Annotated in this window: 10 protein-coding genes; 7 read left to right on the top strand and 3 right to left on the bottom strand. The window is 63.0% G+C overall.

Translation table 11 applies throughout. The features are described from left to right. Nucleotides 1–39: 39 nt before the first annotated feature. Nucleotides 40–2121, bottom strand: coding sequence for a PhoX family phosphatase (locus P0M12_RS11855; RefSeq protein ID WP_042450656.1), 2082 nt, complete (start codon nt 2119–2121; stop codon nt 40–42). A 234-nt stretch (nt 2122–2355) separates the two neighbouring features. Here P0M12_RS11855 and P0M12_RS11850 point away from each other — a divergent pair, with 234 nt between their 5' ends. From P0M12_RS11850 to P0M12_RS11820, 7 genes are all read left to right on the top strand, one after another. After that, nucleotides 2356–2592: a hypothetical protein gene (locus tag P0M12_RS11850; protein WP_277377750.1), complete on the top strand. Its 237-nt coding sequence runs from the start codon at nt 2356–2358 to the stop codon at nt 2590–2592. Further along, entirely contained in the window at nt 2589–3527 is a 939-nt protein-coding gene (locus P0M12_RS11845) for an ABC transporter ATP-binding protein (protein ID WP_003945975.1), read from the top strand. Before P0M12_RS11850 ends, P0M12_RS11845 begins: the two co-directional genes overlap by 4 nt. Further along, complete coding sequence (locus P0M12_RS11840) at nt 3524–4315, top strand: ABC transporter permease (protein WP_003946064.1); 792 nt, start codon at nt 3524–3526, stop codon at nt 4313–4315. The genes P0M12_RS11845 and P0M12_RS11840 overlap by 4 nt, the downstream gene beginning before the upstream one ends. Before the next feature lie 21 nt (nt 4316–4336). Beyond that, on the top strand, nt 4337–5479 hold the full coding sequence (locus P0M12_RS11835) for a histidine kinase (protein ID WP_007735262.1): 1143 nt from the start codon (nt 4337–4339) through the stop codon (nt 5477–5479). Next, nucleotides 5476–6090: a response regulator transcription factor gene (locus P0M12_RS11830; RefSeq protein ID WP_003946002.1), complete on the top strand. Its 615-nt coding sequence runs from the start codon at nt 5476–5478 to the stop codon at nt 6088–6090. The genes P0M12_RS11835 and P0M12_RS11830 overlap by 4 nt, the downstream gene beginning before the upstream one ends. Before the next feature lie 152 nt (nt 6091–6242). After that, nucleotides 6243–6650: a YciI family protein gene (locus tag P0M12_RS11825; protein ID WP_003945999.1), complete on the top strand. Its 408-nt coding sequence runs from the start codon at nt 6243–6245 to the stop codon at nt 6648–6650. An 8-nt stretch (nt 6651–6658) separates the two neighbouring features. Next, nucleotides 6659–7843 (top strand): DUF6596 domain-containing protein, encoded by a 1185-nt coding sequence (locus P0M12_RS11820; protein WP_277377916.1) that lies wholly within the window; start codon nt 6659–6661, stop codon nt 7841–7843. On the opposite strand, the gene P0M12_RS11815 is transcribed toward P0M12_RS11820, so the two are convergent. Together P0M12_RS11815 and P0M12_RS11810 are read right to left on the bottom strand one after the other, a co-directional pair. Further along, nucleotides 7829–8575 (bottom strand): amino acid ABC transporter ATP-binding protein, encoded by a 747-nt coding sequence (locus P0M12_RS11815; protein WP_003946070.1) that lies wholly within the window; start codon nt 8573–8575, stop codon nt 7829–7831. The genes P0M12_RS11820 and P0M12_RS11815 overlap by 15 nt on opposite strands. 4 nt (nt 8576–8579) lie before the next feature. Further along, on the bottom strand, nt 8580–10397 hold the full coding sequence (locus P0M12_RS11810; RefSeq protein ID WP_003946057.1) for an ABC transporter substrate-binding protein/permease: 1818 nt from the start codon (nt 10395–10397) through the stop codon (nt 8580–8582). Nucleotides 10398–10522: the final 125 nt, after the last annotated feature.

The raw sequence follows: 10522 nt of genomic DNA, 5'->3' as shown, positions 1-10522 counted from the left end.
GCAGAGTATGCGATCTGCCCCACGTCGTTTTCATGTGTGTTACGAGCCGAGCCGAGATCCGTCCTTCTTCCAGGCTGCAACTACCGACGGGCGAGGCTGGGAAGAACCACCGTCTGGCCAATGGGATGCGGGGCTTTCGATGCTGGCGTCGTCGGTCTCGCCGGGGTGCTGGACGCAGACGATGACGCGCTTCTCGTCCACGATGGGGCCGCAGGTTTCGGCGCCGACGGGAACGGTGAGGAACTGCTTTGTCTCACCGCGGTTTTCGCCTTCGAGGACAACGCTGAACAGCCCGTCGTTGGACTTGAGTGCGTTGCCGTCGGTGGAGATCCACAGATTGCCGTGCGGGTCGAAGGCAAGGTTGTCCGGGCATGAGATGGGGCTGACCTTGCTCTTGTCGAACCCGCCGAAGTAAGTATCGGCTGTGGCCGGATCTCCGCAGACGAGAAGAAGATTCCAGCCGAAGGTGGTGCCGGCGTGGTCGTCGGTGATTTCGAGGACCTGGCCGTTCTTGTTGTTGTTCCTCGGGTTCGCCTCGTCGGCCGCGGCGCCACCGTCGACTCCGCGCTTGGTGTTGTTGGTCAGTGCGACGTAAACCTTGCCGCTCTTCGGGTTTGCCTCGAAGTCCTCGGGGCGATCCATCTTCGTTGCCCCGACCTTGTCACCGGCCTGGCGGGTGAAGACGGCGACCTCTTCGGCGCTCATACCGTCTACCAGCGATTCGCCCTTGCCGTCTTCGCCGGTGCGCAGGATGGCTACCCACTCGCCGGTTCCGTCGAACTTGCCGTCCGACGGAAGTTTGCCGCTGCCGTCGATCTCGCCGGCGGAGTTTCCGCTGAGCTTTGCGACGTACAGTGTTCCGGCGTCGAGCAGAGTCATGTTGTGGCGCATGGCTGCTTGACTCTTGCCGTCCTGCATCTTTCGGCTGGAGACGAACTTGTACATGTAGTCGAAGCGCTCGTCGTCGCCGCTGTAGGCGACGACGGTGCCGTCCGCCGTGATGTAAATGGTGGCGGCTTCGTGCTTGAAACGTCCGAGCGCTGTGTGCTTGATCGGAGTCGACGACGGATCCCAGGGATCGATCTCGACGACGTATCCGAATCGGTTGACCTCGTTGGGTTCTGCGACCAGATCGAACCGCTTGTCGAAGCGTTCCCACTTGCGCTCGGAAGCGGCGCCGGCAAGACCGTAGCGCTTCAGTCGCGCTGCGACCGTGGGATCGGTGACACCCTCGGCGTTCGCGAAGTACTGGTTGAAGTTCTCTTCGCCGGAAAGCACTGTGCCCCAAGGGGTGACGCCGCCGGCGCAATTGTTGAGGGTGCCGAGCACTTTGGTTCCCGTGGGATCGGCACTCGTCTTGAGGAAGTCGCTACCTGCAGCGGGGCCGGTCACGACAAATTCCGTGGTTCCGGTGATGCGGCGGTTGTTCGATCCGATCTCCGGTACGAGCTTGCCGTTGTCGGATTCGCCCTTGACCTGGACGACCGACAGTCCGTGGCTGGCGAGGCCGATCTTGAACTGCTCCTCGGTCGGGTTCTCCGCATCGTAGCCGCGGAACATCGCCGGCTCGGTGGAGTATTCGTGATTGACCACGAGTAGGTAGGTGTTGGGCTGCCCGTCGACCGGGAGCAATCCGGCGAAGTCGTTGTTGAATCCGAACTGCAGTTCCTGCGCCGCCGCAGTCTGCTTGTCGAAGTCGAAAGCCGGGGCGCCGGCGAGAACGGCGTCACCCCAGCGAATCACGACGGCTTGATCGTATCCGTCAGGGACGGTGACCTTGTCTTCCTTGTTGGGCGCGACGGCGCCGAAGTTCGTCCCCGCTGGTGTCGATCCGCTGCTGCTGCCGCTCGTCGATCCGGTTCCCGGTTCGGCACTTGCGGATTCGTCCGAACAGGCAACGAGGGCGCTGCCCGCTCCCACCGCGAGCACTGCCATGCCGCTGCCCCGGAGCAAGCCGCGACGACTCAGCGCTGTGCGTGCGATGTCGCGGAAGTACTCGCCGCCCGAGGTGTTGGGGACCTCGTGAGAGCACGCGTTTCCGCACTTGTACTGGCAGGTGATCGACGCGCGTGCAGACACGCCGTCGTGTTTGACGAACAAGGCCAAAGGCTTGATAGCCACCGTGAACTCCCGAGATTCGATGTACGGACTTCGGGAACCGTAGAAGCTCGAAGCAAGGGTAAAGGAACGTAAAAATGAACGGCAAAACAACGAGGTGACCCTTACCCGCGGTTTACGACGCGTCCCCGCGGGGACGTCGCATGACATTTGTCATCGCTGATCCGTGACGGTGTCACCGCAGGTGATGACGCTGTGCACTGTTTTCGGCTCTGACTTCCCGCGAAGCTTGGATGCATGAGAGAACCACATGAGGGAAGCCTCCTGACGGACCTGATGGACATCGGACCCGCACCCACGATGGGCCGCGAACTTGTAGTGATCGTGGTGAACATCGCGATCGTCGGAGTGGTGTTCGCGATCATCGGCTCCAATCCGGTGTTCTGGATCCTTGTTGCCGCTCTCGCTGTCTATGTGGGTATTCGATTCGCGATCGGACTGCGCGGCTGGAACCGAGCGGAGGCGCAGCGATGAAGGGCGATCCCGTGATCGACGTAGTCGGAATGTCGCGGCGTTACGGCTCCGGTAAGGAGGCGTTCGATGCTGTTCGCAATCTGGATCTGAGTGTTCAGGAAGGCGAGCTGTTCGGCCTCCTCGGAACCAATGGTGCCGGCAAGACATCCACCCTCGAAGTGATTCAGGGTCTTTCACGAGCCAGTGCCGGAACGGTGCGCGTTCTGGGCATGGATCCGGTGCGCAACCGCAAGCAGATTCGCCCGTCGCTTGGCATCATGCTCCAGAAGGGTGGCTTGCCCCAAGACCTGACTGCTCGTGAGAGTTTGGCGATGTGGGCCGGAACCTGCTCGAATCCGCTGCCCGTGGACGAGGTGCTCGAGCGCGTGGACATGCGTGACCGTGGTGATACCCGCGTGAAGTTCCTCTCGGGAGGTGAGGCGCGGCGACTGGATCTGGCGTGCGCGATCATCGGCCGGCCACTCGTCCTGTTTCTCGACGAGCCGACTACTGGTTTGGATCCCGAAAGTCGACGTAACACTTGGCAATTGATCGCTGACTTGAAAGCGTCGGGCGTCACCATCATGTTGACGACGCATTACCTGGACGAAGCCGAGTCCCTGTGCGACCAGTTGGCGATCATGCACCGAGGATCGGTGGTGCGCAGCGGAACCGTGGCGGACGTCGTCGCGGATCATCCTGCCCAGATCAAACTGCACCGTCCCGGTCTTCCGCTCCCGGCCCTGGCCGGCGCCGAGGTACGCGTCGAAAACGATCTGGTGGTGATCACCACTCGCACAGTGCAGGAGACGCTGACGGAACTGCTGCTGTGGGCACAGCACAACAACATCCTGCTGACCGGCCTGGATGCCCGCGCGGCATCCCTGGAGACCGTATTCCTCTCCATTGCAGACCAATTCGATCATCACGCAACTCTCGAAGGAGCGTCGGCATGAACCGCATAGCAACCCTGTCTCGTTCGGAGTTCACGCTCCTGGGACGAAATCGACTGTTGCTCTTCAACGCAATCGTCCTCCCGTTGATCTTTCCCGTGGGGATGCTGTACCTGTCGCGCGATGGCGGGTTGTCCGACAAGTCGGTGTCGGCAGGCCTCGAGGTGTTTGCACTCTTCCTGCTCGTGTTCGTGGTCTTCTACAACCTCCTGTCGGTGTACGCGACGCGTCGTGACGAGTTGGTTCTCAAGCGACTACGGACAGGGGAATGCAGCGACGCCGAGATCCTCGCGGGCCCGGCAGTGCCGTCGTGGGTTCTCACCGGCCTGTTGACGGTGGTGATCGGAATCGCCGTGATGGTTCTGGGCGGTAGTGCTCCGGTCAATCCGGTCCTGGTGCTGGTCGCGGTGATCGGCGGCGCCGCGCTCTTCACGGCGCTGGCGTTGATCACTTCGGCTGTCACGCGAAATGCAGAGGCGGCGCAGATCACCTGCATGCCGATTCTGATTCTGGCGACGGCAGGTATGTCCTCGATCAGGAATGTCGTGCCGGACAACGTTGCTCGCATTCTCGATTTCACTCCGCTGGCCGCAGTAGTGGACCTTCTCAATCTCGGATGGCTGGGGCGGACCACTGGCGAACTGGCTGATCTGGGCGATGCGCCCGGTGCGGCAGCCGGATTTGTCGACACCTTCGGTTCGGCTGCGCAACCGCTGTTGGTCATGCTGGCGTGGATCGTCGGTTCGGTTCTGATCGCGAACGTCCACTTCCGCTGGGAACCGCGTTCGTAGAACTCTGAGAAGGTAGTGGGCATGATCGCGCAGAACTTCGGACGCTGGAATCCGAGACGGACGTGGCGAACCGCGTCGAACGTCGACAAGGTTCGCCTCTACACGCGGCAATCGTTCATCATGGTCGCAGTGGTTTTCGGTGGCTTCGGTGCGGTCACCGAGATAGTTGCGGATCGGTACCTGTCGGGTGTCTTCCTCGGAATCAGTGCCGTTGCGTGCGTCATCGCCGTGTCTCGGATGCCTGATCTGGGCGGAGTCGTGGCCAAGCCCGTCCAGATTCCTCTTGCCGTGATGACGTTGTCGGCGTTCTGCTCGGCGGGAATTGCCTTGGGAAGCAATGGCGAGAACGGCCCGTACTTCTGGCTGGCGGCAATCCTTGTCGTGCCACTTGCGGGGTTGACGTCGTTGCGCTGGCTGATCGTGGGCTCGGTGGCCGCCGGGGTTGTACTGGGACTGCTTGCGGGTCCGGAAAGCGGCGTGTCCGTCGGAATCGTCGCCGCCTTCATGGGGCTGACCGTCTACATGTCGGTGTGGCTGCTGCGGATGGTCACCGAATTGGACGAGGCACGCGGAGCCGCTGCCGCTCTGTCCGTCGCCGAGGAACGGTTGCGATTTTCACGCGACCTCCATGACGTCGTCGGGCGGGCACTGTCTGCAATTGCGGTGAAAAGTGAACTTGCAGCTACTCTTTCACGACGCGGCGACGATCGTGCCGCCGCGCAGATGGACGAAGTACGCGAACTTGCGCAAGATTCACTCGACGAAGCGCGCGAGTTGGTTCGGGGATACCGGTCCATCGCCTTGGCGTCCGAGCTGGCCGGTGCGCAGTCTCTGCTCGAGGCCGCCGGAATCTCCACTGCGATACGTGGATCGGCAGATCAGCTGCCGGTGGAACTGGCCGAAGCTGCCGCCTGGGTCGTCCGTGAAGGCGTCACCAACATTCTCCGGCACTCCAGTGCCGAGAATTGCAGCATCGAAGTGTTCGCGGACGGCGTCGTGATCGCCAACGACGGCGCACGGATCGCAGAGCCGAACAACGGAACCGGCCTGAACGGATTGCGCGAGCGCGTCGGCGCCGTCGGAGGAATTGTCGAAACCGTGCAGGACGAAGATCGCTTCACCCTCACCGCCCACTTTCCGTCCCGAACGAAGGAGTCTCGGTGACCGAGCCGATCAAGGTACTGCTGGCCGACGACGAGAACCTGATCCGCTCGGCTCTGGCCATGATGTTGTCGCTCGAGGACGACATAGTTGTCGTCGCGGAAGCCGAATCCGGCGAGGATGCCGTGGTCGCTGCTGCAAAACATCAACCTGACGTAGCCGTGCTCGACCTTCAAATGGCAGGTATCGACGGCATCGAGACGGCGCAACAGATTGCGCAGACGGTCTCGGGGTGCGTCTCGATCATCGTGACGAGCCACGGGCGTCCCGGGTATCTGAAGAAGGCACTGTCAGCAGGCGTCCGAGGATTTCTGCCGAAGACGACGCCTGCGGCGACGCTCGCCGAGGTGGTCCGCAGCGTCCACGCGGGCGGGCGGTACGTCGATCCGTCGTTGGCTGCCGAGGCGATCGGCGCCGGCGACTCACCGCTTACTCCGCGCGAAGCGGACGTACTCGAGTACGCGGCCGACGGAGCATCCATCGAGCAGATCGCTTCCCGGGCACACCTCTCGGCAGGAACCACCCGGAACTATTTGTCGTCAGCTGTCACCAAACTCGGTGCTGCCAACCGGCACGAAGCAGCGGTGATCGCCCGCCGGCAGGGGTGGATTTAGGGCCTTCGGCCCTGTGCGCCTTTCTGGTTGCGGGCACTACCAAAAAGGCGCACAGGGCCGAAGGCCCTGCGATGTCGAGAATCCCCGACTTGCTTCGTCCCGGTAGTGAAGTGCGACCAGAATGGGTGGCACCGACACAGAGGAGATTCACGATGGCCAAGTACTTGCTGCTCAAGCACTACCGCGGCGCTCCGGCGGCAGTCAACGACGTGCCGATGGACCAGTGGACGCCGGACGAGATCACTGCCCACGTGAAGTACATGCAGGACTTCGCGGATCGGCTCGAGAAGGCGGGCGAGTTCGTCGACGGTCAGGCTCTCGCTCCTGAGGGCACCTTTGTCCGGTACGACGGTGAGGGTCGCCCGCCGGTCACCGACGGTCCGTTCGCGGAAACCAAGGACCTCATTGCCGGCTGGATGGTGATCGACGTCGACAACTACGACCGTGCCGTCCAATTGGCCGGCGAGCTCTCGGCCGCGCCCGGCGCAGGCGGGAAGCCGATTCACGAATGGCTCGAACTGCGCCCGTTCCTGACCGAGCCGCCGACCATCACGGACTGAAACCTGTCATGGACGACGCCCTGCTTCGGAGTCTGACTCCGAGTGTGCTCGGCATCCTCGTCCGCCGCGGAGCAGATTTCGCGTCGGCCGAGGACGCCGTGCAGGACGCTCTGCTCGAGGCGGTCAGGGTCTGGCCGGACAACCCGCCGCGGGACCCGAAGGGCTGGCTGGTCACGGTGGCCTGGCGGCGGTTCCTCGACGGGATCCGGTCGGATGCGGCTCGCCGTAAGCGGGAGTTTCTGGCTGACGAGCAGCCAGGCGAGCGGCCGGTCAGCGGGTCGGTGCCGGGCGTGGACGACACACTCCAGCTCTACTTTCTGTGCGCGCACCCGTCGTTGACGCCGTCGTCCGCCGTCGCACTCACGCTGCGCGCTGTCGGCGGGCTGACCACCCGCCAGATTGCGCAGGCCTACCTGGTGCCCGAGGCGACTATGGCTCAGCGCATCAGCCGAGCCAAGCGCACGGTCTCCGGCGTCCGGTTCGAGCAACCCGGCGATGTCGCCACCGTCCTGCGTGTCCTCTATCTGGTCTTCAACGAGGGGTACTCCGGCGACGTCGACCTGGCTGCCGAGGCCATCCGGCTCACCCGGCAGTTGGCGGCCGCGATCGATCACCCCGAAGTCGCAGGGTTGCTCGCACTGATGCTGCTCCATCACGCTCGTCGAGCCGCGCGAACTGCCGCGGACGGCAGTCTGGTTCCGCTAGCCGAGCAGGATCGCAGCCGGTGGGACACCGATTCGATTGCCGAAGGAGTCGCAATCCTCCAGTCAGCTCTCGCCCGCGACCGGCTCGGTGAGTTCCAGGCCCAGGCCGCCATTGCCTCACTCCATGCCGACGCTTTCACAGCAGACGAGACCGACTGGGTGCAGATCGTGGAGTGGTACGACGAACTCGCAGCCCTGACCGACAGCCCGATCGTCCGGCTCAACCGAGCGGTGGCGGTCGGCGAGGCGGACGGGCCACGCGCCGGCTTGGCAGCTCTTGCAGCGCTCGACGATTCACTTCCACGCCATGCCGCAGTCGAGGCCTATCTCCGTGAACGCGACGGAGACCTGGAGACGGCGGCGAGGTTGTATGCCGATGCAGCGCACAAGGCATCCAACCTCGCCGAACGTGACCATCTGATGCTTCAGGCGTCCAGGATCAACGCCCGTCGATCTCCTGCAAGCGCCCCTGACTCAGAGAACCTGTGAGAGGAACGCTTGCAGTCGATCTGTTTCGGGATCGTCGAAAAGCTGTTCCGGAGTACCGGTTTCGACAACGGCACCGCGATCCATGAACAGCACCTTGTCGGAAACGGAACGCGCGAAACCCATTTCGTGCGTCACGACGACCATGGTCATGCCGGACTTCGCGAGATCGGCCATCAATGCCAGAACACCCTTGACCAGTTCGGGGTCGAGAGCTGACGTCGCCTCGTCGAAGAACATGACCTCGGGCTTCATCGCCAGGGCGCGGGCAATTGCGACGCGCTGCTGCTGACCGCCGGAAAGGTTGCCGGGCCGCGAGTCGGCCTTCTCCCTGAGCCCCACCAGATCCAGCTGCTCGAGCGCGAGCGCCCGAGCTTGTTCCTTCGACAAACCCTTGAGCTTGTTCGGCCCGAGTGCGATGTTCTCGGCGACGGTCTTGTGTGGGAACAGGTTGAAGTGCTGGAACACCATGCCGATCCGCTGGCGTAGCTCGTCGGGGTTGTCCTTCAGGACGGACTTCCCGTCGAGCAGCACGTCACCCTGCTCGGGCTCGTGCAGACGGTTCAGCACGCGCAGGAGCGTCGACTTGCCCGAACCGGAGGGCCCGATGACGGTGACGGTGTTTCCGGCGTCGACGTGCAGGTTGACGCCGCGAAGCACCTTGTTGGTGCCGAAGGACAGATGCAGGTCCTTGCCGGTGAGCGATACGGACTTCAGTTCAGAGCTGGTGGTCATGTCCTCAGCCCCTTTCCACGACGATGGCCTGCTCGAGCGGATCCAACGTGCCTGAAGTGTCGGCGCGTCCGGTCCGGAGTCGGTTGTCGATGTAGTTGACGAGGTGCGTCAGCGGGATGGTCAGAGCAAGGTAGAACAAGCCTGCCGCAACGAGCGGGGACAGGCTGCCGGTCTGGGCGTTGAGATCACGTCCGACGGCAAAGAGTTCCCGCTGGGTGACGAGCAGACCGAGGAAGTAGATCAGCGACGAGTCCTTGATCAGCGAGATGAACTGGTTCATCAACGCCGGCAGAACGCGTCGTACACCCTGCGGGATGACGACCAGCGACATGGACTTTCGGTAGCTGAAACCGAGGGCACGTGAAGCCTCGAGCTGCCCGGACTCGACGCTCTGGATTCCGGATCTGAAGATCTCACCGATGTATGCCGACGCGAGCAGTGACAGCGCCGCGACACCGAGCCAGTACGGATTGCTACCGGTGATTCCCTTGACGATCGGTCCGACGCCGAGCCCGATGATCAAGATGATGACGACTGCGGGCAGGCCACGGAAGATATCGGTGTAGACGCGGGCCGGCCAGCGCAGCCAACGGGTGCGCGAGATACCGGCGACAGCGAGCAGCATGCCGAGGATCGTGCCGATGATGCCGGACGCGAGCGCAAGGATCAGGGTGTTGGGAAGACCGGTCTTGAGGAGATCGGGGAATGCCTTCTTGTACAGATCCCAGTCGAAGAACGTGTCCTTGAGCTGTTCGAGCGTCGACTTCGGTTGGTACGACGCGGTATCGCCACCGTCGCCGTTCGCTGCGTTTTCCGCGGCAATGGCTGCGAAGTCGGGCAGTTCCGGAGTGGCCGCGGCCTTGGATCCGGGCTTCCAGCCTTCAGGGAGTTGGCGCGGTACCCAGTCGGCGTACAGCTGAGACCAGGTTCCGTCGTCGATGACTGCGTCGAGGCCGGAGTTGAGGGCGTCGATCAGCGGCTGGTTTTCCTTGTTCACCGCCCAGCCGACGAAGTTGTTGACCGAGAAGGTGTTCTGGATGATCGAGGTCGGATCACCGGGAGCGATTGCACCTTCGGCCTGCTGAGACGGAGCTACCCAGGCGTCGATCTGTCCGGACTTGAGGTTCGCGTACGCCGTGGCGTAGTCGGGAAACTTCACGGGATCGAGCTTGAGCGTGTTCACGACGTAGTCGTCCTGCACGGTTCCCTGCACGACGCCGATGCGCTTGGAGGCATCCAGGTCTCCGAAGCCGGTGATCGGGCTGCCGTTAGGCACGACGAGGGAGAAGTATCCGAAGTCGTAACCGTTGGTGAAGCCGACGGTGTTGCGACGGTCGTCCGTGGTGGTGATGGACGACGAGCCGACGTCGAAGCGTCGACCGGCAACCTGGGCGAGAAGCCCGGCGAACTCGGTGCCGACGAACTCGACCTTCAAGCCCAGTTTGTCCGCGACGGCCTTCAGGAGTTCGTTGTCGTATCCGGTGTACTGATTCTCGGAGTTGACGCAGATGCTCGGGGGCGCGTCACCGAGCGTGCCGACCGTGATGACCCCGGGTTTGATCAGATTCAGCTTCGAGGTGTCGATCTGATCGACCGGGGTGACGGTGGCCGTGGTGTAGCGGTCTTCGGCGCCCGCACCCGCTGCCGCGTCCAGATTGGTGGGCGCCGCGGTTGCAGCTCCCACTCCTGGAGGTGCACACAGGTCTGTGGGGGCTGCCGACGAATCCGAGCCACTCGAGCACGATGACAGAGTCAGCGCCAGGAGGGCAGTGAGGAGCAGTGCCACCACCAGGCGGATCTTCGCTGCGACGGAAGAAAACATGCGTGCAGCGTAAACCTAAGGGTAGCCATTTCTCCGTGTAGAACTGTTGACAGTTTTCGGACAAGGGGCCGTTGCGCTGCGGGCATGCCTTCAAATCAGCGTGATTTTAAGTATCGCCAGGTCGG

It is taken from the genome of Rhodococcus sp. RCBS9, assembly GCF_029457415.1.
GTDB lineage: Bacteria > Actinomycetota > Actinomycetes > Mycobacteriales > Mycobacteriaceae > Rhodococcus_F > Rhodococcus_F qingshengii.
This window is presented reverse-complemented; position numbering and strand designations above follow the sequence as displayed.